This window comes from Rhodoferax sp. P1_F3, from assembly GCF_056405715.1.
Genome location: NZ_JBFUBO010000017.1, coordinates 1 through 22,557, shown reverse-complemented (window position 1 = coordinate 22,557; position 22,557 = coordinate 1). Strand labels below are relative to the sequence as shown.

At 62.4% G+C, this 22,557-nt stretch carries 18 protein-coding genes and 1 pseudogene; 12 read left to right on the top strand and 7 right to left on the bottom strand.

Annotated elements, in window-relative coordinates:
* Positions 1-4: 4 nt before the first annotated feature.
* Positions 5-940 (bottom strand): LysR family transcriptional regulator, encoded by a 936-nt coding sequence (locus tag AC1DZ5_RS20345; protein ID WP_477892434.1) that lies wholly within the window; start codon positions 938-940, stop codon positions 5-7.
* 118 nt (positions 941-1,058) lie between these two features.
* Between AC1DZ5_RS20345 and AC1DZ5_RS20340 the strand changes: the two genes are divergently transcribed.
* Positions 1,059-1,670 carry an FMN-dependent NADH-azoreductase gene (locus AC1DZ5_RS20340; protein ID WP_477892432.1) on the top strand — a complete coding sequence of 204 codons (612 nt, stop codon included), beginning with the start codon at positions 1,059-1,061 and terminating at the stop codon, positions 1,668-1,670.
* Positions 1,671-1,772: 102 nt separating this feature from the next.
* Here AC1DZ5_RS20340 and AC1DZ5_RS20335 read toward each other — a convergent pair whose 3' ends face one another.
* From AC1DZ5_RS20335 to AC1DZ5_RS20320, 4 genes are all read right to left on the bottom strand, one after another.
* Positions 1,773-2,447, bottom strand: coding sequence for a response regulator (locus AC1DZ5_RS20335; protein WP_477892430.1), 675 nt, complete (start codon positions 2,445-2,447; stop codon positions 1,773-1,775).
* On the bottom strand, positions 2,444-4,654 hold the full coding sequence (locus tag AC1DZ5_RS20330; RefSeq protein ID WP_477892428.1) for a CHASE domain-containing protein: 2,211 nt from the start codon (positions 4,652-4,654) through the stop codon (positions 2,444-2,446). Before AC1DZ5_RS20330 ends, AC1DZ5_RS20335 begins: the two co-directional genes overlap by 4 nt.
* Positions 4,655-4,667: 13 nt before the next feature.
* Positions 4,668-5,951: an ABC transporter substrate-binding protein gene (locus AC1DZ5_RS20325; protein ID WP_477892426.1), complete on the bottom strand. Its 1,284-nt coding sequence runs from the start codon at positions 5,949-5,951 to the stop codon at positions 4,668-4,670.
* 137 nt (positions 5,952-6,088) lie between these two features.
* Positions 6,089-6,625, bottom strand: coding sequence for a PadR family transcriptional regulator (locus AC1DZ5_RS20320; RefSeq protein ID WP_477892424.1), 537 nt, complete (start codon positions 6,623-6,625; stop codon positions 6,089-6,091).
* Between the two features lie 137 nt (positions 6,626-6,762).
* On the opposite strand from AC1DZ5_RS20320, the pseudogene AC1DZ5_RS20315 reads away from it, so the two are divergent.
* Both AC1DZ5_RS20315 and AC1DZ5_RS20310 read left to right on the top strand, forming a co-directional pair.
* Positions 6,763-8,784: pseudogene (locus AC1DZ5_RS20315) on the top strand (oxidoreductase); the annotation flags it as partial.
* Between the two features lie 582 nt (positions 8,785-9,366).
* Positions 9,367-10,179 carry a crotonase/enoyl-CoA hydratase family protein gene (locus AC1DZ5_RS20310; protein WP_477892422.1) on the top strand — a complete coding sequence of 271 codons (813 nt, stop codon included), beginning with the start codon at positions 9,367-9,369 and terminating at the stop codon, positions 10,177-10,179.
* On the opposite strand, the gene AC1DZ5_RS20305 is transcribed toward AC1DZ5_RS20310, so the two are convergent.
* Positions 10,176-11,054: a patatin-like phospholipase family protein gene (locus tag AC1DZ5_RS20305; RefSeq protein ID WP_477892420.1), complete on the bottom strand. Its 879-nt coding sequence runs from the start codon at positions 11,052-11,054 to the stop codon at positions 10,176-10,178. The genes AC1DZ5_RS20310 and AC1DZ5_RS20305 overlap by 4 nt on opposite strands.
* A gap of 354 nt (positions 11,055-11,408) precedes the next feature.
* Between AC1DZ5_RS20305 and metG the strand changes: the two genes are divergently transcribed.
* From metG to nadB, 3 genes are read left to right on the top strand one after another with little or no spacing between them, the layout of a single operon-like run.
* Positions 11,409-13,583, top strand: coding sequence for a methionine--tRNA ligase (gene metG, locus AC1DZ5_RS20300; protein ID WP_477892418.1), 2,175 nt, complete (start codon positions 11,409-11,411; stop codon positions 13,581-13,583).
* Positions 13,584-13,615: 32 nt separating this feature from the next.
* Positions 13,616-14,374 carry a YoaK family protein gene (locus tag AC1DZ5_RS20295; RefSeq protein ID WP_477892416.1) on the top strand — a complete coding sequence of 253 codons (759 nt, stop codon included), beginning with the start codon at positions 13,616-13,618 and terminating at the stop codon, positions 14,372-14,374.
* Positions 14,375-14,404: 30 nt separating this feature from the next.
* Positions 14,405-16,018 carry an L-aspartate oxidase gene (nadB, locus tag AC1DZ5_RS20290; RefSeq protein WP_477892414.1) on the top strand — a complete coding sequence of 538 codons (1,614 nt, stop codon included), beginning with the start codon at positions 14,405-14,407 and terminating at the stop codon, positions 16,016-16,018.
* Here the strand turns inward: nadB and AC1DZ5_RS20285 are convergent.
* Positions 15,960-16,922 carry a LysR substrate-binding domain-containing protein gene (locus AC1DZ5_RS20285; RefSeq protein ID WP_477892412.1) on the bottom strand — a complete coding sequence of 321 codons (963 nt, stop codon included), beginning with the start codon at positions 16,920-16,922 and terminating at the stop codon, positions 15,960-15,962. The genes nadB and AC1DZ5_RS20285 overlap by 59 nt on opposite strands.
* A gap of 83 nt (positions 16,923-17,005) precedes the next feature.
* Between AC1DZ5_RS20285 and AC1DZ5_RS20280 the strand changes: the two genes are divergently transcribed.
* The 6 genes from AC1DZ5_RS20280 to AC1DZ5_RS20255 all read left to right on the top strand — a co-directional run.
* The gene (locus AC1DZ5_RS20280) at positions 17,006-17,980 is read left to right on the top strand and encodes a Bug family tripartite tricarboxylate transporter substrate binding protein (protein ID WP_477892410.1); all 975 of its coding nucleotides are present in this window, start codon (positions 17,006-17,008) and stop codon (positions 17,978-17,980) included.
* A 16-nt stretch (positions 17,981-17,996) separates the two neighbouring features.
* A complete protein-coding gene (locus AC1DZ5_RS20275; protein ID WP_477892408.1) occupies positions 17,997-18,854 on the top strand; it encodes an HTD2 family dehydratase in 858 nt (285 codons plus the stop codon).
* A gap of 32 nt (positions 18,855-18,886) precedes the next feature.
* Complete coding sequence (locus AC1DZ5_RS20270; RefSeq protein WP_477892406.1) at positions 18,887-20,068, top strand: CaiB/BaiF CoA transferase family protein; 1,182 nt, start codon at positions 18,887-18,889, stop codon at positions 20,066-20,068.
* Between the two features lie 7 nt (positions 20,069-20,075).
* Positions 20,076-20,930, top strand: a complete 855-nt coding sequence (locus tag AC1DZ5_RS20265) for an HpcH/HpaI aldolase/citrate lyase family protein (protein ID WP_477892404.1) — start codon at positions 20,076-20,078, stop codon at positions 20,928-20,930.
* 44 nt (positions 20,931-20,974) lie between these two features.
* Entirely contained in the window at positions 20,975-22,324 is a 1,350-nt protein-coding gene (gene pcaB / locus AC1DZ5_RS20260) for a 3-carboxy-cis,cis-muconate cycloisomerase (RefSeq protein ID WP_477892402.1), read from the top strand.
* A gap of 39 nt (positions 22,325-22,363) precedes the next feature.
* The coding region (locus AC1DZ5_RS20255; protein ID WP_477892400.1) for a tripartite tricarboxylate transporter TctB family protein at positions 22,364-22,557 on the top strand (194 nt) is incomplete at its 3' end.

The following is a 22,557-nucleotide window of genomic DNA, read 5'->3' as shown; positions in this document are numbered from 1 at the left end:
GCGATCACACAGTGGACGGGCAACCCGGCGGCAGCATGGGCATGCCTTCGCCTTTGGTGTATTCCCCCAAGAAGTCCAGAAACCGCCGCACCGCCGGCACCATGCCGCGGCGCGATGGGTACACCGCGTGGAAGATGCCGCGCGGTGGCGCCCAGCCCGGCAGCACGTGCACCAGGCGGCCCTCCTCCATCTCGCGGCGACACATGTAGTCGGGCAGAAAGCACATGCCCGTGCCCTGCAGCGCTGCGTATTTCAGGGTCAGCAGGTCATCGGCCACGTAGCGGGGGCGGTGTACCAGCGGGTGGATGGCGCCATCGGGCCCCTGCAGCACCAGAGTGGCACGGCCATCCACGGCTGACATGGAGATCGTGTCCATGCGCGCCAAGTCATCCATGGACGTGGGCCGCCCCTGGCGCTCCAGCTGCAGCGGGCTGGCGACCAGCACGGTGGCCGATTCGCCCAGCTTCTTCACCACCAGGCTGCCACTGTCGTCCAGCGTACCGCGCACGCGCAGCGCCACGTCCACACCCTCTTCCACCAGGTCCACCACGCGGTTACTCACGCGCATGTCCACCCGCACCTGCGGGTAGCGCGCCAGGAAGAGCGCCATGATGGGGCCCACCGTGGTTTGGGCCAGCGTCACCGGGCAGGCTATGCGCAGCGTGCCGCGCGGCTCGGTCTGCACCTGCTCCACCGCCTCGGCAGCGGCCTCGGCCGCATCGCGCATGGCGATGCAGTGGCGCAGGTAGACCTCGCCCACCTCCGTCAGAGACAGCTTGCGCGTGGTGCGCTGCAGCAGGCGCACGCCCAGGCGCGCCTCCAGCTCGGCCACGCGGCGCGAAAGCTTGGATTTGGGAAGCCCCAAGTGCCGTCCGGCGGCCGCAAAGCCACCCCGCTCCACCACCTCGGCAAAGTACAGCATGTCGTTGGTGTCGTGCATATCCAGCCCTTCATTGTTCCAAATTCAGGACAATCTAACGCAAATGTGCCGACTTATCAATTATTCGACTTTCAAAGACACTAGTCCCATTGAACCACTCCCTCTTCAAGGACCTGTCATGAAACTCTTGCACATCGACTCCAGCATCCTCAGCGGCGGCTCCATTTCCCGCCAACTGACCAAAGACACTGTGGCCCAGTGGGTCACCAACCACCCCGGCACCACCGTGGACTATCTGGACCTGGCCGTGGACACCCCGAGCCATCTGTCTGCCGATTCCTTGGGCTTTCGCGCACCCGCGGGCGCTGCGCAGAGCGACGTGCAAAAGCGTGAAAACGCCATCTCCGAAGCGCTGGTGACCCAATTCCTGGCCGCCGACGTGATCGTGGTGGGCGCACCACTGTACAACTTCAGCATCCCAAGCCAGCTCAAGGCCTGGATTGACCGCATCGCCCAACCCGGCCGCACCTTCGCCTACACCGAGACCGGCCCCAAAGGCCTGGCCGTCGGCAAGACCGTGATCGTGGCCTCCACCCGCGGCGGCGTGTACTCCACCAACGACTGGGGCCGTGCCGCTGAACACCAAGAGAGCTACCTGCAAACCGTCTTCGGTTTCCTGGGCATCACCGACGTGCGCTTTGTGCGCGCCGAAGGCGTGGCCATGGGCGACGCCAAGAAGGCAGAAGCCTTGGGCGAAGCTGCGAACAGCATCGCCAAGCTGGCTGCCTGATAGGCGGATAAAGCGGCGCTGGTCCACATTAACCGGCACTGCAAAAACAACAAAGCCCGGTTCGCCGGGCTTTGTTGTTTCTGTCATCCATCAGCTCCTCGTTCAGGACAACGTGTAGTAACCGCGCTGCACAGCGTAGGCTGTAATCTCTGCCGCGTTGCGCAGCGAGAATTTCTCCATCAGGTTCTTCCGGTGCGTGCGCACCGTCTCCACGCCGATGAACAGCCGCTCCGCGATTTCAAGGTTGCTCAGCCCGCTCGCCACCAGCGACATGGTTTCGCGTTCGCGCGGGGTGGCCACCGGTTCGTGGCCCGTGGCGTCAGAACGCAGGGGACGCGGCAGAAACACTGCGGCGATGTTGCGGCTGACGTACTGACGACCGGCCAGCACCGCGTGTACCGCCTGCAGCAGTTCTGTGCTGTCCTCGCTCTTGTGCACATAACCGTCGGCACCCGCCGCCAACGCCTGCCCCACGGAATGCGGCTGCAGGTCGCCGGTCAACACCAGCACCTTGACGGATTCCGCGAACTCGGCCTTGATGGCGGCGGCGACGTCCACACCGTGTAGCCCCGGCAGACCCAGGTCCAGCAGCAGCAACTGGGGGCGGAACTGCCGCACCAGCGCCTCGACGGCCCGGCCGTCGCCGGTTTCCGCGACGACTTCGAAGCCGGGCTGGGTGGACAGCAGCATCTTCAGACCCTCACGCATCAGCACGTGGTCTTCAGCAAGAATGATGTGGGTGGCAACGCCGGTTGGGAAAGTCATGAAGTTGCTCATTGAATGCTGCTCATCAGGTCGGCCAGCACTTGCGGCTCCACCGGTTTATAGACCAGCCGCAGGCCGTGCTGCGCGGCCTCAGCAATCGGCTGCGCCGAGGTGTCACCGGTGATGATCACCGCAGGCACTTTGCGTGCCAAGCGGCGCGTCACCGCTTCGATGGCGTGGATGCCGGTGACGTCGCTTGCCAGGCGGTAGTCCGAAAGAATGAGCCGGATGTCATCCTGGTGGCTGCCGGCAAGGGCCAGCGCGTCTTCGAGCGAGGCGGCCACCAGCACGGAATATTTCCATTCCACCAACAGGCGTTGCATGGATTCGCGCAGCTCGGGGTCGTCGTCGATCACCAGCACACTGCCCACAAATGGCCCCTGCGGGTCTGCGGGGCGTGAAACCGGAAGCTCGGGCGCAGGGGCACGCGGCAGCATGACGGAAAACACCGAGCCTTTGCCGGGCGCGGACCGCACCTGGATCTGCCCGCCCAGCAATTGCACCGAGCGCGAGACGATGGCCAGCCCCAGGCCGAGGCCGTGCTCGCGGTCGCGCGCCACATTGGGCACTTGGTAGAACTCGCCGAAGATCCGGTCGCATTCTTCCTGCGCAATGCCGATACCGGTGTCCAGCACCTGTAGCTCCACATGCTGCGCATGCCGTCGGCAACCCACCAGAATGCGGCCTTGTTCGGTATAGCGCACGGCATTGGCCACCAGATTGGATAGCACACGCGCCAGCACCAACGGGTCGGTCTCGACCCACAAACCGTGCGGCATCACCACCCGGAAGTCCAGTCCCTTGGCCTGTGCGGGGCCTGCAAAGGCGTTGCCGACTTCAGTGAGCAAGTCGGCCATGTCCACCGGCCGCCGGGTGACGGTCACGGTGCCACTGTCCAGGCGCGACAGATCAAACAGGCCGTTAAGCAGGCGCCCCAGGCCGTTGAGCGCCATTTGCAGGCGGGCGGCGATGTGCCCCACCTCGGCGCCTGTCAGCTCGACGCGCTTGGACATGGCCTGCAGCGTGGCAACAAAAAGGCTCAGCGCCTGGATAGGCTGGCGCAGGTCGTGGCTGGCCACCGCCAGGAACTGCGACTTGGCATGGCTGGCCGCCTCGGCTTGCTCCTTGGCAATGCGCAGGGCGGCGGCGGTGCGCATTCCCCGCATGCGGCGCCTCAGCACAAACCAGGTGAGCAGCGCCGCCATCACACTGGCCACCACGCCCAGCCGCGCAACCCATTGCAGCCGGCTGATGGCAATCTCGGTGGTGAAGTTGGGCAGCGAGTGGGCCGTCAGAGTCCAGCCATAGCCACCCACTTCGACCTGCTGCGTCGTGTAGAACAGCGTGAGCGTCGACTCGCCGCCCACCCGGTCACTGTAGGTATCTATCAGTTGGTCATCGTCCTGCCCGGCGCCGTCATAGACCTCGACCGTGATGTTGGCGCGCTCGCCCAGGATGTTGTCCATCAAGCCATCCATGCTGAAGGCCGCGTAGATCCAGCCTTTGATGTGGGCACGGCGCTCGGCCAAGGTGCTGTGGGGCTTGCCGTTCTGGTAGACCGGCAGGTACATGCGGTAGCCGGCCTGTACCTGGGCGGCATCCTCTTCGGGCAGCTTCACCTTGTTGGAAATCGCGATGCTGTCGCTGTCGCGCGCGGCCTCCATCGCGGGCCGGCGCGAGGGTTCCAGAAAAAAATCCGTTCCTAGCGTGCTGAGGAACGAGGAGCCGCTGGGCTCGAAATACAGCGCCGACGTGCTGGCACCGGTATCGATTGGCGGCTGCACCGTGTAAGCCGGAAAGCCCTGGCTGCGTATGGCGGCGATATGCCGCTCGCGTTCGTCCGACGGCACGATGAGCGCAAAGCCCATGCCTTGCAGCCCCGGATGGTTCTGGATGCGCAGGTTGGCGACAAAGGACTGGAAGTCGCCGCGCTGCACGTTGTCAGACGTGGAGAACAGGCCGTGGGTGGCACGCAGCGCCTGCTCATAGGCCAGCATGCGCTCCCGGAACAGGCTGGTGGTCTCGCGCACGCGCGCGTCGAATTCGCCCTGCAGAACCTGCCCGATCTCCCGGCGTTCGCGCTCCCAGAAAAACCAGGTGGCGGTCAGCGCCAGGCCCAGCACCACAGCCGGCAGCATATAGCTCAAAAAACGCAGGCGCCCGAGTGCTGGCAGGGCTTTGCGGGGTGCGCTGGATGGCGCGGGGGCGGTGTTTTGCATAGGTGAACAGGCCCTAACGCTGGTAGGGCAGCAGGATGTGCTCGGCCTGCGTCTGCGCGTCCTTCAGGGCCTCTTGTGGCGTCTTGGCGCCAGTGAGTGCCGAGACCAGCCCCGCGTTCAGGGCCCGTGTGACGCGCTGGTTCTCGTGCGTAGACAGTTCCGCCACGGCGTGTGACAACTGGTTGCGTGCGACAGCCGCCTGCGGGAAAGCCATCAGGTAGTCCTTCATGGTGGGTGTGTCCCAGGCGGCCGGGCTCACGCCGATGTAGCCGGAATCTATGCTCCAGCGCGCGGTGCGCTCGGGGGCGACCATCCACTGGACGAATCGGAACGCCGCTTTTTGCCGCGTCGACGTGGTTTTGCGGAACACGTAAAAATTGCCACCGCCCGTGGGCGAACCGGCCTGCTTGTTGCCGGGCAGCGGGCCGACGCCGAAGGCAAACCCTGCCTTGGCCTTCAGATTGGCCAGGTTGCCGCTGGTGGTCCAGATCATGGCGGCCTTGCCACTGAGGAAATCGCTGGGCGTGTTCCCCCATTCAATGACCCCGGGCGGGTGGACCTTGCGCGTACGCGACAGGTCCACCCAGTATTGCAGGGCCTCGACCACGGCGGGACGATCGAACCAGGTTTTAGTGCCGGCCTCATTCATGAGCTGAGCGCCATTGCCGGTCACCAGACCTTGGAACAACCAGTACGGGAAACCCGAAGAGGGAATCTGTATCCCCCACTGTGTGGCGTTGCCCGCATCGTCGCTCCGCGTGAGCTTTTGCGCAAAGTCGGCCATCTGGGTCCAGTTGGCCGGTGGGAGGTCCGGGTCCAGCCCAGCTTGCCGGAAAAGCTCTTTGTTCCAGTACAGCAGGATGGTGGAGCGCTGGAAGGGAATGCCCCAGGTCTGGCCGGCGGCGCGGCTGTTGGCCATCAGCGCAGGGTAGAAGCCGCGCATCCAGGCAACATCGTCGGCATTGCTCACCAGATCGTCGAATGGCACGATGGCGCCGGCATCGATCAGCGTGAACATATCCACCGCAAACAGCACGGCAACATCCGGCGGTGTACCGCTTCTATGGGCCGTCAGCGCTTTGACGATGGAGTCCTTGTAAGTGCCGGTGTAGGTCGGCTTGACGCGGATGTCAGGGTTGTCTTTTTCAAAATCTGCCACCAGCGCCGAGAGGCTTTTGGCAACGGGCCCGCCCACGGCGATGGGAAAGTAGAAGGAAATCTCGGTGGGCTGGCCATGGCTGGAGCCGCACAGGGCCCACGCCATCACCAGCAGCAAGGCTTTCAGAATGTTCAACATGGCGCTGGCCCTTGACCTCTTTGGAACAGCCTCAAATGGGCCGCATTGGATTGCAATCGTAACGAATCGTTACGAACGGACGAGCAAGCCACGTGCCATACGGCTGTCCGAATGAGGTGACTGGAGGAAGCCCCTAGCTAACTGCCCTCCAACACCCCCAACGCCTCCCGCGCCCAGGCGATGCTCCCCTCCTCATACATGATCCCCTTCTTCAGGATCAGGTGCTGCAACCTTGCAGCACGCGGCATGGCGTCACCTCCGGCAAAGTGGCGCGCCTCAATGGCGCGGTAGTGCGCCAGCTTCTCGGTGTGCTGGGCAATGCGGGCGCGCAGCTCGCCACTTAAATCCACCTCGCCCAGCGCCGCATCGGCACGCAGCTTCACGATGAACTCATCGCGCAGGTCGATGGGGGCCGTGGGCTCCTGCGTCCAGCGCACCAGCTCTGCACGGCCGGCCGGCAGCACTTTGTATTCGCGTTTGCGGGTGGCGCCGGCGTCGGGGGCGGTGTCGGAGACGATCCAGCCTTTTTCTTCCATGCGGGCCAGTTCGCGGTAGATCTGCTGGTGGGTGGCGTGCCAGAAGTAGCCGATGGACTTGTCAAAGCGGCGCGCCAGCTCGTAGCCGGAGGACGGTTTTTCGATGAGGGAGGTGAGCACGGCATGGGCAAGCGACATGCGGGCGAGTCTAAGGGCAGCACTCTAACTATGCAACCAGTTGCATAAACTTAGCTAGACTTCTACACTGCTGCAACTGGTTGCATAGTTACGCAGCCTACTCAAACAATACCGCGAACAACGAAGGAGACCGCCCCATGACCACCGCTACCGCCACCTACCCCCACATGCTCGCCCCGCTGGACCTGGGCTTTACCACCCTCAAAAACCGGGTGCTCATGGGCTCCATGCACGTGGGTCTGGAAGAAGCGCGCGACGGCTTTGCGCGCATGGCGGCCTTCTATGCCGAGCGCGCCAAGGGCGGTGTCGGGCTCATCGTGACCGGCGGCATTGCCCCCAACGACCGCGCCCGCCCCATGCCCGGCGGCGCGGCCATGACCAGCCAGAAAGAGGCCGACAAGCACAAGGTGGTGACCGAGGCCGTGCACGCCGCGGGCGGCAAGATCTGCATGCAGATCCTGCACTTTGGCCGCTACGCCTATCACCCCGAGCTGGTGGCGCCCAGTGCGCTGAAGGCACCCATCAGCCCCTTCCGCCCGCACGCGCTCACCACAGAGGAAGTGGAGCAGACCATTGAGGACTACGCCAACGCCGCCGTGCTAGCGCAAAGCGCGGGCTACGACGGCGTGGAGATCATGGGCTCTGAGGGCTACCTGATCAACGAATTCATCGCCCGTCAAACCAACCACCGCGACGACGCCTGGGGCGGCAGCTATGAGAACCGCATCCGCTTTCCGCTGGAGATCGTGCGCCGCACACGTGCGGGGGTAGGCGCTAACTTCATCATCATCTTCCGCCTCTCCATGCTGGATCTGGTGGAAGGCGGCTCCACCCAAGAAGAAGTGGTGCAGCTGGCGCAGGCGCTGGAAGCAGCCGGCGTCACCATCCTGAACACCGGCATTGGCTGGCACGAGGCACGCATTCCCACCATCGCCACCAAGGTGCCGCGCGCGGCCTTCGCCTGGGTGACGCAGCAGCTCAAGGGCAAGGTGAAGATTCCACTGGTGGCCACCAACCGCATCAACACGCCCGAGGTGGCCGAACAAATTTTGGCGGACGGCATGGCCGACATGGTGAGCATGGCCCGCCCCTTTTTGGCGGACCCCGACTTTGTGGCCAAGGCTGCGGCCGGCAAGGCCGACACCATCAACACCTGCATTGGCTGCAACCAAGCCTGCCTGGACCACACCTTTGGCGGCAAGATCACCAGCTGCCTGGTGAACCCGCGCGCCTGCCACGAGACGCTGATGGTGGCCACGCCCGCGCCGCTCAAAGAGCGCATTGCCGTGGTGGGTGCAGGCCCGGCGGGGCTGGCGTTTTCCACCGAAGCGGCCAAGCGTGGCTATGACGTGACGCTGTTTGACGCGGCCAGCGAGATCGGTGGCCAGTTCAACGTGGCCAAGCAGGTGCCCGGCAAAGAAGAGTTTTACGAGACGCTGCGCTACTTCGGCACGCAGATCAAGGCCACGGGCGTGACGCTGCAACTGGGCAAGCGCGTGAGCGCGCAAGACCTGACGGCCGCTGGCTTCCAACAGGTGGTATTGGCCACGGGTGTGAGCCCGCGCAAGCCCGAGATCGAGGGCATCAACCACCCCAAGGTGCTGGGCTACCTGGATGTGCTGCGCGACAAGAAGCCCGTGGGCCAGACCGTGGCGCTGATTGGCGCGGGCGGCATTGGTTTTGACACCGCCGAATATCTTCTGCACGAAGGCACCAGCCCCAGCCTGGACCAGGCCAAGTTCTTTGCCGAATGGGGTGTGGACACCACGTTTGCCCACGCCGGTGGCCTGAAGCCCGCGCACATTGAGAAGACGCCGCGCAAGGTCTACCTGCTGCAGCGCAAGACCAGCAAGGTGGGCGACGGCCTGGGCAAGACCACGGGCTGGATCCACCGCACATCCCTCAAGAACCGCCAAGTGGAAATGGTGAACGGCGTGACCTACCGCAAGGTGGACGACGCGGGCTTGCACATCACCGTAGGCGACAAGGACATGGTGCTGCCGGTGGACAACGTGGTGATCTGCGCAGGGCAAGACCCGCAGCGTGAACTGCAGGCCGCGCTGCAAGCGGCCGGCGTGACCGTGCACCTGATTGGCGGCGCCGACGTGGCCGCCGAGCTGGACGCCAAGCGCGCCATCAAGCAGGGCACCGAGCTGGCCCTGGCATTTGGTGCCGAGAAGGCCGAGGCGCCCAAGGCGGGCGCAGCGCCCACGCTAGAGCAAACTCTGCCCGCGCCCGTGGCCGCCAGCCTGAAGCTGTGGCACCAGATGGTGGAGGAGAAGAACCTGGGCGAGTTGGCCAGCATCCTGCACCCCAAGGCCGTGTTCCGCTCGCCCATGGCGCACACGCCCTACCCTAGCGCGCAGGCGGTGCAGCTCATCTTGGGCCATGTGATTCAGGTGTTTGAGAACTTCAAATACCACCGGGAGCTGGCCAGCGCCGACGGGCTGAGCCTGGTGCTGGAGTTCAGCGCGCAAGTGAACGGCAAGGACCTCAAGGGCATCGACATGGTGCAGTTCGACGCCGAGGGCAAGATCGTGGACTTTGAGGTGATGGTGCGGCCCCTGAGTGGCTTGCAGGCCCTGGGCGACGAGATGGGCAAGCGCCTGGCACCCTACCTGGCGATGATGAAGCCTGCCAAGGTCTGAGTGCACTCGCATTAAACGCTATGGTTTTGCTAGCTGCTCGCGCATATTCCACGGGGGCTAGCGGCCTAAAACACTGATAAACAGGAGACAGACATGCAATTTGAAACCCTCAGCGTCACGCTGGACGCGCACATCGCCACCGTGCGCCTGAACCGGCCCGACAAGGCCAACGCCATGAACGCCACCATGTGGCAGGAAATCCGCCAGGCCTTTGAGTGGGTGGACCGCACGCCCGAGGCGCGTGTGGCCGTGCTGCAGGGCGAAGGCAAGCTGTTCTGCGCGGGCATCGACCTGCAGATGATGATGGGGATGAATGCCCAGATTGCCAACGACTGCGACGGCCGCTCCCGCGAGGCCATGCGCCGCGTGATTCTGGACATGCAGGACACACTGACCAGCCTGGAACGCTGCCGCAAGCCGGTGCTGGCCGCCATCCACGGTGGTTGCATTGGTGGTGGCATCGACCTCATCACCTGCGCCGACATGCGCTACGCCAGCGCAGACGCCTACTTCAGCATCAAGGAAATCGACATCGGCATGACCGCCGACGTGGGCACCCTGCAGCGCCTGCCCAAGCTGGTGGGCGACGGCATCACGCGCGAGCTGGCCTACACCGGCCGCAAGCTGGACGCGGAAGAAGCGCGCCAGATCGGCCTGGTGAACCGCGTGTTTGACAGCCGCGAGGCGCTGTACGCCGGCGTGCAGGAGATCGCGGCCACCATCGCCGCCAAGTCCCCTCTGTCCATCCGCGGCACCAAGGAAATGATCACCTACGCCCGCGACCACAGCGTGGCCGACAGCCTGAACTACATCGCCACCTGGAACGCCGCCATGCTAATGAGCCAGGACTTGACCGAGGCGATGACGGCGAACATGCAGAAGCGGGCGCCTGTCTTCAAGGACTAAGCCCGCTGCAGCCAGGTGCCGGCGTCCTCCAGGCCCTGGTCATAGGTGCTTTGCACATTGGTGCCGCTGGTGCAGTCCATATTGATGGCGGCCACCGGGCGGCTGGGTTGCAAGTAGGTGCGGCCCTGGAAGTCAAACGCCTGGGGCAAGTCGGCCCGGTGGCGCGTCAGCAGCACCAGCGTGCCGGCGTCGTCGGCGCGGTCCTGCGGTAGTGGCACGTTGTCGTAAAAACCACCGTCCAGCGCCGCGCGTCCATTCACTTTATGGGTGGGCGTGATGGGCACCGCCGCACCAGAGGCCAGCAGCAGGCTGCGCGCATCGTCCAGATGCTGGCAGTCAGTCAAATCGTGGTACTCCGAGCGCAGGCCCACCCAGTGCGGCAGGCGACCATGGAAAGTTTTGAGCCAAAACTTCTCGGTGGAATACAAGGCCAGCGCCACCACGGTGGAGAAGGTCACGGGCAAAAAGGGAATGGGGCGGGTGATGGCCACATCTACCTTTAGCGTGCCACCTTGTAGCTTTTTTAAATCCGCCGTCTGCAGAAAGCTCTCAATCCAGTCCGGGTAAATGCGCGGCAGCACAAACGGACGTTTGCCTTTAAACAGGTCGCTCCAAATGATGTTCTTGGGCGTGTTGTTGAAACGCTCCACGCCTGCACGCAACGATTCTTTCAACCGCCCCGTGGCAAACGCCGTGGCAATACCCGCACCCGCACTCACCCCAATCAACCGCTTCGCCTGCCAGTTGGCCTGCTCACACAGCCGCTCTACGGCGCCTGCCTGCCACCAGCAGCGGTTGCCACCGCCGGCAAACACGATGGTGTGGAACGTGCGGGCCAGAAAGTCAGAAGGGCTGATGGCGGTCATTGCATGCATAGACGTCTACGTAGAGTTAAGGTGGGCGGGATTGTAGGATGCTGCTTTTCTGGGCTCGCAGCTGGGCTGGGGTACGTGCCGCCGCTCGTGTCCCCCGGCCTGCGGCCTCCTCCTTGACCTCGCTTTGGCACGCACCCCACCCCATCCGCTACGAAGTTTTTTTGCGGGTGAACCAACTCCGCCACGTCAGGAGTGGGGTGGTTGGCTGTTTTGCGCAGGTAAAGGAGGAGCCCGCAAAGCGGGCGGGGGACACGGAGCAAAACAGCCAGCCACTCCACTCCAGAGCCCACACAGGCTAAGCACCCGGCCCCCCCGACTAAAATCCCCAGTTCCTCCGTGAAAGTCGATTTCCCCATGCCCCGCCAACTCTTCGTCACCACCGCCCTGCCCTACGCCAACGGCAACTTCCATATCGGCCACATCATGGAATACATCCAGGCCGATATCTGGGTGCGGTTTCAGCGCATGCAGGGCCATGCGGTGAACTTTGTGGGCGCGGACGACACCCACGGCGCGCCCATCATGATTGCGGCCGAAAAGGCTGGCATCACGCCCGAGCAGTTCGTGGCCAACATTGCCGCCGGCCGCAAGCAGTACCTGGACGGCTTCCACATCAGCTTTGACAACTGGCACAGCACCCACTCGCCCGAAAACACCGAGCTGGCCCGCCAGATCTACCGTGACCTGCGCGACCGTGCCGATGGCAGCCTGATCGAAGTACGCACTATTGAGCAGTTCTTCGACCCCGAGAAGAACATGTTCCTGCCCGACCGCTACATCAAGGGCGAATGCCCCAAGTGCCACGCCAAAGACCAGTACGGCGACAACTGCGAAGTGTGCGGCTCCGTCTATGCGCCCACCGACCTGATCAACCCGTTCTCGGTGTTGTCCGGTGCCCGACCCGAACTCAAGAACTCCGAACACTTCTTCTTCAAGCTGTCCGACCCGCGCTGCGTGGAGTTTCTGGAGAACTGGACACAAGACGGCAAGCTGCAACCCGAGGTGGCGAACAAGATCAAGGAATGGTTCACGGTGCGCACCAACCCGGACGGCACTACCAGCGAAGGCCTGGGCGACTGGGACATCAGCCGGGACGCGCCCTACTTCGGCATCGAGATCCCCGATGCGCCGGGCAAGTACTTCTATGTGTGGCTGGACGCGCCCGTGGGCTACCTGGCCTCGCTGAAAAACTGGTTCGACAAAGGCGGCCCCAAGGCCAAGCACGGCGACACACGCAGCTTTGACGATTACATGGCCGCGGCGGACACCGAGCAGTACCACTTCATCGGCAAGGACATCGTCACTTTCCACACGCTGTTCTGGCCCGCCATGCTGAAGTTCAGCGGCCGCAAGACGCCCAACAACGTCTTCGTGCACGGCTTCTTGACCGTGAACAACGGCGAGAAGATGAGCAAGAGCCGCGGCACCGGCCTGGACCCGCTCAAGTACCTGAGCCTGGGAATGAACGCCGAGTGGCTGCGCTACTACCTAGCCGCCAAGCTGTCGGCGCGCAATGAAGATATCGACTTCAATGCCGATGACTTCATGGCGCGTGTGAACTCAGATTTGATTGGCAAGTACGTGAATATTGCAAGCCGCGCGGCAGGCTTTTTGCACAAACATTTTGATGGTCGTATTGCTGAATTGAAGCTTGGGCAGGTATATCAAAATAATGTGGCCACCGGCCCGTATTTCGACGTAGTAATCGAGAACTTTCGCAGTACAAGTTCAAACATTTTGAGGGCCTATGAAGCCCGCGAATTTGGCCTAGCGACAAGAATGATCATGAAGCTGGCTGATGAAGTCAATGAATTCTGGGATCAGGCCAAGCCTTGGGTTCTCTCAAAGAATTTTGCAAATCCAGAACATCCGTCAGACCCCGCTTGGCTCCATCGAGTTTGCTCAGTTGTAGTTGAGTGGTTCAGGTTGCTCACTTTGCACCTCAAGCCAATTCTTCCCGCCCTGTCCGACGAGGCAGAGAAATTCCTAAAACTGAAGAACCCTCAAGGGTTTGAAGACATCCACAATACCCTGCCCGCAGGACATCAAATCGGTACATACAAACACCTGATGCAACGCGTCACCCCCGAGCAATTGGATGCATTGTTTGAGCCTTCAGCCCCCGTGGAATCTGTGCCAGCAGCTCCTGAAACTGTAGCAACCGTGCCTGGCGGCGAGGAGATTGCCACGACCATCACCATCGACGACTTCGCCAAAATCGACCTGCGCATTGCGAAAATCGTCAACTGCGAAGCGGTGGAAGGTTCCACCAAACTCCTGCGCCTGACACTGGATGCCGGGGAAGGCCGGCACCGCAATGTGTTCAGCGGCATTGCCAGCATGTACAAGCCCGAAGAGCTGGTGGGCCAGCTCACCGTGCTGGTGGCCAACCTGGCGCCGCGCAAGATGAAGTTTGGTGTGTCCGAGGGCATGGTTATGGCGGCCAGCCATGGCGATGAGAAGGCCAACCCCGGCATCTACATCCTCAACCCATGGCCCGGTGCACAGCCTGGCATGCGCATCCACTAAACAACCCTGCCACCCGATCGGACCACAGACGCATGTTCCCCTGGATCCACGGTTGGGTTGATACGGAGCGCACGCCGCAGACCAACACGCGCCTGGGTATGACGCTGGCCTTTGTGGCCGGCGCCACCAACGCCGGCGGTTTTCTGGCGGTGCACGAGTACACCTCGCATGTCACCGGCGTGGTCTCCACCGTGGTGGACTCTTTGGTGCTGGGCCACACCGATGTGATGCTGAGCGGGCTGGCCATGCTGATCTCGTTTGTGCTGGGGGCCATGGCCACGGCCATCCTCGTCAACTGGGGGCTGCGCCACCAGCTCTACGCGGCCTATGGCCTGCCGCTGGTGCTGGAGGCCGCACTGTTGCTGGTGTTTGGCGTGTTTGGTGGCGTGATGAACTACGCCACCTACTTCTTTGCCCCGCTCACCGTCACGCTGCTGTGCTTCATCATGGGCCTGCAAAACGCGGTGATCACCAAAATATCGCGCGCTGAAATTCGCACCACCCACCTGACTGGCCTGGTCACCGACGTGGGCATTGAACTCGGCAAGATGGCCTATATCAACGCCGACCCGCAAGGCCACCGCGTGCAGGCCAACATCCAGAAACTGCGCCTGCACAGCCTGCTGATTGGCAGCTTTGTAGCCGGTGCGCTGGCTGGCGCCATGGGCTTCAAGACGATTGGCTTCATTACCACCGTGCCGCTGGCACTGACGCTGCTCTTGCTGGTGGCTCGACCGCTGTGGCAAGACACCACACGCTGGTACAAACGTACCCACCAGGGCACCCTCTAGGCGGCCCTCCCCTCTTTTTCTTCCCATTGCATGACCACACCCACTTCTCCTTCCCAGCAAACGTTTGATGTGCTCATCGTCGGTAGCGGCCTGGCCGGCCTGAGTGCCGCGCTCTTGCTCTCGCCCACGCACAAGGTCGCCATCCTGACCAAGCGCGCGGTGCGCGAAGGGTCCAGCGGCTGGGCGCAGGGCGGCATTGCCGCGGTGTGGGACAAGGACGACAGCTTTGCCGCCCACGTGGACGACACGCTGGTGGCGGGTGCCGGCCTGTGTGACCTGGCCGCCACGCAGTTTGTGGTGGAGCAGGCACCGCAGGCCATTGCCTGGCTGCAAAAGCTGGGCGTGCCCTTCTCGGAAGAAGCCGGCCATGCTGGACAGTTGCACCTCACGCGCGAAGGCGGCCACAGCGCCCGGCGCATCGTGCACGTGACCGACGCAACGGGAGCGGCTGTGCAGCAGACACTGATTGAGCGCGTCAAACAAAGCCCCAACATCACGCTGTTTGAACACCACACGCTGGTGGACCTGATCACCACCGCCAAGCTCGGCCAGACCGATGTGCCCAACCGCTGTGTGGGCCTGTACGCGCTGGACGACGACACCGATGAGGTACTCACCTTCCAGGCGCCCCACACCATCCTGGCCACCGGCGGCGCGGGCAAGGTCTACCTGTACACCACCAACCCCGACACCGCCACCGGCGACGGCATTGCCGCAGCCTGGCGCGCGGGCTGCGCGGTGCAGAACATGGAGTTCATCCAGTTCCACCCCACCTGCCTGTTTCACCCGCATGCCAAAAGCTTTTTGATTACCGAAGCCGTGCGCGGCGAAGGCGGCCGGTTGCTGCTGCCCGACGGCACGCGCTTCATGCCCGCGCATGACCCGCGCGCCGAACTCGCGCCGCGCGACGTGGTGGCCCGCGCCATCGACTTCGAGATGAAGAAGGGCGGCTTTGATTGTGTCTACCTGGACATCTCTCACCAACCGCTGGCCTTCATCCAGGAGCACTTTCCCAACATCTACGCGCGTTGCCTGGAGCTGGGCATCGACATGTCCAAACACCCCATTCCCGTGGTGCCTGCCGCGCACTACACCTGCGGTGGCGTGCAGACCGACCTGTCCGCCCGCACCCATGTGCCGGGCCTGTACGCCGTGGGCGAATCGGCCTGCACGGGCCTGCACGGGGCCAACCGCCTCGCGTCCAACTCGCTGGTGGAGTGCATGGTGTTTGCGCGCTCGGCCACGCACTGGATTGCCGAAGAACTGGCCAAGACTGCCACCACCCCGGCGCAGGCTCTGCCCGTGTGGGACGACAGCCGCGTGACCGACTCGGACGAGTCCGTGGTCATCTCCCACAACTGGGACGAGCTGCGCCGCTTCATGTGGGACTACGTGGGCATCGTACGCACCAACAAACGGCTGGAGCGCGCGGCCCACCGCATTGCGCTGCTGCAGGGTGAGATTCAGGAGTTCTACGCCCACTTCCACGTCTCGCGCGACCTGCTGGAGCTGCGCAACCTGGTGCAGGTGGCCGACCTGATCGTGAAGAGCGCCCAGGCCCGCCACGAAAGCCGCGGCCTGCACTTCAGCCGCGACTACCCCGGGCTTCTGGACCAGGCGGTGCCCACCACGCTGACACCGTAGGCTTTTTCTTGGACTGGAGTGCCGTACGCAGGTGCTCATAAAACACCTGCGACGGTGCGCTTAACGTCGCTCCGCGCAAAGTAGTGAGGCCAAGTTGGCGGGATACCGAAGGCTTTCGCAGGGTCACGCCCACCAGCGTAGGATGACTTGCAGGCAGTGCCAGCCTCGGCACCGCCGCCATTCCGAGGCCCGCCTCCACCATGCCCAGCAATGTCGCAATGTGGCTGACCTCAAAGCGATACGAAGGGTTGCACCCGGCCTTGGCCAATGCATCGTCCAACAGCTGACGATTGCCACTGCTGCGGGCTACCGCAATCAGCTTTTCCTTTAACACGTCTGCCCAGGCTACAGAACGCCGTTGGGACAAGGCATGTCCCCGGGGCATTGCCAATACAAACTCATCATCGTGAATCGGGTGGAAATCCACGCCCGGCACCTGGCTGCCCATAAAACTGATGCCGAAGTCGCATTCACCGGCCAGCACACTCGCCAGCACCTGACCGGCCGCTTCATCCATCAAACGGATGCGGATCTCGGGAAATTTATCGCTGAAGGAGCTGACCACGGATGGCAGAAAGTGCAAAGCGGCAGAGGGCACGCATGCGACGGTGACCCTGCCGGTACGGCTTCCGGCAATGTCGGAAATGCCGAGCATGGCGGCCTCCAGATCATCCAGTGCCGCACGCGCACGCTCCAGAAATGTTCGCCCCAAAGGAGTCAGTTTCACCTCCCGGGTGGTGCGGTTGAACAGCTTGGCGCCCAGGATGGACTCCAGCCTTTCAATACGCCGACTCAAGGCTGGGGAGGACAAATGAATCTCATCTGCGGCGGCGCGAAAGCTACCCCGTTCAGCCACCGCCACAAAAGCCTGCAGTTGCTGCAAATCGAAATTAATGCGTACCATGCACTAATACTAGCAAAAGTTGCAATTCACAAAACCATCGGCCAGGCGCAATATCCAATCCACAAAACCCAGGAGACAACGCCATGCCATCGAAAAAACTGTTTGCAAGCACCGTTGCGTTCTGCGCACTTGCCGTTCCCGTCACCTCTGCTCTGGCCCAGGCTTGGCCGGAGAAAACCATCACCATCGTGGTCCCCACTGCAGCAGGCGGCGCCAATGACGCGATTGCACGCATCATTGGCCAGGGGCTGAGCACACGATTGGGCCAACCAGTGATCATTGAAAACCGGGCAGGTGCTGCGGGCGCCATTGCATCGGAAGCCGTTGCCCGAGCCAACCCGGACGGCTACACCCTCATGTTCGGGTACATCGCAACACACGGCATCAACCCCGCCCTGCAAAAACTGAAGTACGACCCGGTTGCCGACTTCGAGCCCATTGGAATGGTTGCTGCGTCACCCACCGTCTTGGTGGTGAACAACGGCGTCCCCGCCAAGAACGTAAAAGAGTTGGTCCAATTGATCAAGTCCAAACCGAACACGTTCAATTACGCCAGTGCCGGCAACGGGACCGCCCCCCACATTGCCGGAGAGATGTTCCGGCTGGCGGCAGGCCTGGAGGTGCAGGGCATCCCCTACAAAGGCTCGGCACCTGCCATCGTCGACACCATCGCCGGCAGCACCCAGTACATGTTCCCCAGCATGTTCACCGCCTACCCGCAAATCAAAGGCGGCAAGTTGCGCGCTCTGGGCATCGCAGGCGAAAAGCGCTCCATCGTCATGCCTGACGTGCCCACGTTGACGGAACAAGGTATTCCCAATGTCAATATGTCGCAGTGGTACGCCATGTTTGCACCCGCCAAGACACCCAAGGCAATCATCGACAAACTGAACAAGGAGATGAACGCCGTCCTCAACGACAAAGCCACAGAGAAAAAGATTGAAGACCAAGGGGCTGAAGTCGAAACCGGCACGCCCGATCAACTCAAAGCCTTTGTCAAGAAAGAAGCCGCGCATTGGAAATCCGTGGTGACTGCTGCCAAGATCCAGATCGATTGAACAGCAGGTGACCCTCATGAATTTGCAAGACTGGATCGGCCGCAGCGAGACTGTGGATGACTTTGCAACGGCAACACCGTACGCCGCGCTGTCCGCCACCCTCGATTGGCCCGCACCTTTGGCCGGGCTGCGCCCCACCAGTGGCACGCCACTGCCTTACCTCTGGCACTGGTTGTACTTTCTGCCAATGTATGCGCAATCCGAGATCGGGGCCGACGGGCATGCCAAGCGCGGGAGCTTCCTGCCTCCCGTACCACTGCCTCGCAGAATGTGGGCTGGCAGTGACTTCGCGTTTCATGCGCCCCTGTTGGTCGGTGATGCGCTGCGACGCACCTCGACCATTGTGGATGTGAAAGAAAAGTCGGGCCGCACCGGCAATCTGATCTTCGTGAAGGTTCGCCACGAGATCAGCCGCAACGGCGAAGCCCGCCCCGCACTGACCGAACACCACAACATCGTCTACCGTGATACGCCCCGGCCGGATGACGTGGTGCCCGCACCCACGCCTGCCCCGGCAGCCTCAGCATGGGAGCGCCACATCGTGCCGGATGACGTGCTCTTGTTCCGCTATTCGGCGCTCACATTCAATGGCCACCGCATCCACTATGACCGGAAATACGTGACCGAAGTGGAGGGTTACCCCGGCCTCATCGTCCACGGCCCGCTGATTGCCACGTTGCTGATGGACCTGTTGCGCAGCAAGCGGCCGGACGCCGTTGTGAGCCACTTCGAATTCAAGGCCGTACGGCCGACGTTTGACATCCATCCTTTCTCCGTCCACGCAGAGCCGTCTGCCGACGGCAAGACTGTGCGCTTGTGGGGCAGAGACCATGAGGGTTATCTGACCATGGACGCCACGGCAACGCTTGCCTGAAACCCGCACTCTGATCTCTTCTTCTCATCGCTATGCAACCACTCCAAGGCATTACCGTTGTCACGCTGGAACACGCCATTGCGGCCCCTTTTGCTACCCGGCAACTGGCAGACATGGGTGCCCGTGTCATCAAAATAGAGCGCCCAGGTACCGGCGACTTTGCCCGGGGCTATGACGAACGCGTACGCGGGCTGGCCTCCCACTTTGTCTGGACCAACCGCTCCAAAGAGAGCCTCACCCTGGATGTCAAACACGAAGAAGCGCAAAAGATCCTGATGCGCCTCATCATCGAAGAAGCTGACGTGGTGGTGCAAAACCTGGCCCCCGGTGCCGCAGCCAGGTTGGGCCTGTCGTACGAAGCGCTCGCCAAGGTGAAGCCCGGCATCATCGTCTGTGACATTTCAGGCTATGGCAGCGACGGCCCCTACCGGGACAAAAAGGCCTACGACCTGCTGATCCAGAGTGAGGCCGGCTTCGTCTCGGTCACCGGCACGCCCGACACCCCTTCCAAAGCGGGACCCTCCATAGCCGACATCGCTGCCGGCATGTATGCCTACACCAACATCCTGGCTGCGCTGATGCATCGCCAGCAAACCGGGCAGGGGCAGCGCATCGATATCTCCATGCTCGAAGCCCTGGGCGAGTGGATGAACTACCCGCTGTACTACGCGTTCGAAGGCGCAGCGCCGCCAGCGCGCACCGGCGCCAGCCACGCCACCATTTATCCCTACGGGCCGTTTGCTGCAGGTGACGGCAAGACCGTCATGCTAGGACTTCAGAACGAGCGGGAATGGAAGATCTTCTGCGACAAAGTGTTGCTCCAACCGAACCTCGCTACCGAAGAGCGTTTCTCCAGCAACGCTAAGCGCAGCGCACAGCGAGCGGAGCTATCAGCGCTGATCTTGCAAGCATTTGCCAGCCTCACCGCGGCCGATGTCGCACAGCGCCTGGAAGAAGCCGGCATCGCGAATGCACAAGTCAACACCATGGCTGAAGTCTGGGAACACCCCCAACTCAAGGCTCGCCAGCGCTGGACGACGGTAGAAACGGCCAAAGGCACGGTCCCCGCCCTGATCCCCCCCGGCAGTTGGCAGCACGGCGCCGCGCGCATGGACCCGGTGCCAGCACTGGGCCAGCACACTGAGGCCATCCTCAACCACTACGGCTATACGGCGGCCCAGATTGAGACTTTGCGCACCGAAGGCGCGGTGTGAGAGCAGCATGAGCCTTGCCTCCCCCTACACCTACCTCTTCGTTCCCGGCAACCGCCCGGAGCGGTTCTCCAAGGCGGTGGCCAGTGGGGCTGAGCGCGTCATTCTGGATCTGGAAGATGCTGTTGCCCCGGCAGACAAAGCGGTTGCCCGGCAATCGATCCACGCATGGATAGACACCACCACCGCAACGCTGTCACGCCAGCAGCTGATGGTGCGCATCAATGACACCCGCAGTGACTGCTTTGCAGCCGACCTCGCCCTGCTGCGCACGCTGCCAGCCTGCGGGGTCATGCTGGCCAAAGCAGAAACCGCTGCGGACCTGCAAGCGGTGCGCGACGCCATGCACCCCGACACAGAACTGCTTGCACTGGTCGAAACCGCTGCCGGCATCGCAGCCTGTCAATCCATAGCCAGCCACGCAGCGGTCACACGACTCGCTCTGGGAGCATTGGATCTGATGGTGGACCTGAACATTCCGGCCGACAGCCCCACGCTCACGCTGGCAGCCTCGCAACTGGTGCTGGCCTCGCGGGCTGCAGGGCTTGCCGCGCCGGTCGCTGGCGTCACACCCTCTCTATTGGCCGAGCACACCCAAGCAGATATGCGAGAGGCCCTGCGCATCGGGTTCGGCGCCAAGATGTGCATACATCCTTCGCAATTGGCCGGCGTGCGCAACGCCCTGGCGCCGCTGCCTGCAGAAGTCCAATGGGCTCAGGAGGTTGTCGCTGCCTGGAATGCTGCCCACGCAGTCAATGGCCCCACGGGAGCGCTTCAAGTGAGCGGGAAGATGGTCGACAAGCCTGTGTACTTGCGCGCCCTGCGTCTCCTAGACCTCCAGCAATTCTCCCAAGTTGGCGCCTGACGCCGCCCCTCCCATTTACTACGTCTCACCAGAAGGAAAAAAGTATGTCTTCCACCATCATTGACTCCAAAATCTTCAGCGATATGTTCAGCGACGCCGCCATGCGCCATGTGTGGTCAGATGAAAACCGCACTGCAAAGTACCTCGACATTGAACGTGCTTTGGCCAAAGTGCAGGGGGAATTGGGCATCATCCCCAAAGAAGCAGCGGATGAAATCATGAAGAACTGCGAACTCAGTCAGATCGACTGGGCCAAGCTCAAAGCCAAAACCGAGCAGATCGGATACCCCATCATTGCGGTGGTTAACCAGATCAACGCCAACTGCCGCGACAAGCTGGGCGAGTACTGCCATTGGGGCGCCACCACCCAGGACATCACCGACACAGCCGCTGTGCTCCAGATCCGTGAGGCATTGGCCCTGGTCGAGTCCGACTTGAAAGACATTTCTGCCTCCCTCGCCAAGTTGGCCAAGGCCCACCGCGATACGCCCATCATCGGCCGCAGCAACCTGCAGCAAGCCACCCCCATCACCTTCGGCTACAAGATGGCCAGCATCCTCGCGGGCATCGAGCGTCACCGCGAGCGCTTGCAACAACTCAAGCCCCGCGTACTGGTCGGTGAGTTCGGCGGTGCATCGGGCACCTTGTCCTCACTGGAAACCGGCGCCATGGAAACCCAGGCCGGCCTCATGAAGGAACTAGGCCTGGGCCAACCGCTGATTTCTTGGCACACCGTGCGCGACAACTTCGCAGAAGTGGGCGCCTTCCTTGGCATCGTGGGCGGCTCGCTGGGCAAGATCGCCATGGACGTGAAGCTGCTGATGCAAACCGAGGTCGCCGAGGTGTTCGAACCCTATGCACCCGGTCGCGGCTCGTCCTCCACCATGCCGCAAAAGCGCAATCCGATTTCCTGCCTCTACATTCACGCCAACATCTCGGTAGTGCGCCAGTTGGCCGCATCCCTGATGGATGCCATGGTGGCCGACCACGAGCGCTCCACCGGCCCCTGGGAAATCGAATGGGTGGCCATGCCCGAAATCTTCTGCCTGATGTCCGGCGCGCTGAAGCAAACCAAGTTCATCCTGGCCGGATTGGAAGTGGACGCCGCGCAAATGCGCAGCAACATTGACATGACCCATGGCCTCGTCATGTCCGAAGCCGTGATGATGGGCATGGGCCCCTACATCGGGCGTGAATATGCGCACGATCTGGTGTACGACATCTGCCGCGAAGCGCTCAAGCAGAAGCGGCACTTGATCGAGCTGTTGGCCGAGCACCCCGAAATCAACAAGCACGTGACCCGCGAACAGTTGGAAGGCTTCTGTGACCCGATGAACAACCTCGGACAGGCCGGCGTCATGGTCGACCGGGTGCTGAACTCCATCAAAAACTAAGCACTTTCACGTTTCAAAAAATAATCAGTGAGACATAACGTGAAAATCCAAAGCCAAAAAGACTTTTTCTCGGGCCTGATGTTYATGTGCGTTGGCGTGGCCTTTGCCTGGGGCGCCAGCGGTTACACCATCGGCAACGGGGCACGCATGGGCCCAGGCTACTTCCCTTTGGTGCTGGGCATTCTGCTCGGTGTTTTGGGGGGTGTCATCACCTTCAAATCACTGGTGGTGGA

Bases quoted from the DNA above. Each gene is read 5' to 3' on its own strand.
- AC1DZ5_RS20280 (WP_477892410.1), top strand. From the start codon at position 17,006: ATGCCATCGAAAAAACTGTTTGCAAGCACCGTTGCGTTCTGCGCACTT.
- pcaB (WP_477892402.1), top strand. From the start codon at position 20,975: ATGTCTTCCACCATCATTGACTCCAAAATCTTCAGCGATATGTTCAGC.
- AC1DZ5_RS20285 (WP_477892412.1), bottom strand. From the start codon at position 16,922: ATGGTACGCATTAATTTCGATTTGCAGCAACTGCAGGCTTTTGTGGCG.
- AC1DZ5_RS20345 (WP_477892434.1), bottom strand. From the start codon at position 940: ATGCACGACACCAACGACATGCTGTACTTTGCCGAGGTGGTGGAGCGG.
- AC1DZ5_RS20270 (WP_477892406.1), top strand. From the start codon at position 18,887: ATGCAACCACTCCAAGGCATTACCGTTGTCACGCTGGAACACGCCATT.
- AC1DZ5_RS20265 (WP_477892404.1), top strand. From the start codon at position 20,076: ATGAGCCTTGCCTCCCCCTACACCTACCTCTTCGTTCCCGGCAACCGC.
- AC1DZ5_RS20340 (WP_477892432.1), top strand. From the start codon at position 1,059: ATGAAACTCTTGCACATCGACTCCAGCATCCTCAGCGGCGGCTCCATT.
- AC1DZ5_RS20275 (WP_477892408.1), top strand. From the start codon at position 17,997: ATGAATTTGCAAGACTGGATCGGCCGCAGCGAGACTGTGGATGACTTT.
- metG (WP_477892418.1), top strand. From the start codon at position 11,409: ATGCCCCGCCAACTCTTCGTCACCACCGCCCTGCCCTACGCCAACGGC.
- AC1DZ5_RS20305 (WP_477892420.1), bottom strand. From the start codon at position 11,054: ATGCATGCAATGACCGCCATCAGCCCTTCTGACTTTCTGGCCCGCACG.
- AC1DZ5_RS20335 (WP_477892430.1), bottom strand. From the start codon at position 2,447: ATGAGCAACTTCATGACTTTCCCAACCGGCGTTGCCACCCACATCATT.
- AC1DZ5_RS20320 (WP_477892424.1), bottom strand. From the start codon at position 6,625: ATGTCGCTTGCCCATGCCGTGCTCACCTCCCTCATCGAAAAACCGTCC.
- AC1DZ5_RS20310 (WP_477892422.1), top strand. From the start codon at position 9,367: ATGCAATTTGAAACCCTCAGCGTCACGCTGGACGCGCACATCGCCACC.
- AC1DZ5_RS20330 (WP_477892428.1), bottom strand. From the start codon at position 4,654: ATGCAAAACACCGCCCCCGCGCCATCCAGCGCACCCCGCAAAGCCCTG.
- AC1DZ5_RS20295 (WP_477892416.1), top strand. From the start codon at position 13,616: ATGTTCCCCTGGATCCACGGTTGGGTTGATACGGAGCGCACGCCGCAG.
- AC1DZ5_RS20325 (WP_477892426.1), bottom strand. From the start codon at position 5,951: ATGTTGAACATTCTGAAAGCCTTGCTGCTGGTGATGGCGTGGGCCCTG.
- nadB (WP_477892414.1), top strand. From the start codon at position 14,405: ATGACCACACCCACTTCTCCTTCCCAGCAAACGTTTGATGTGCTCATC.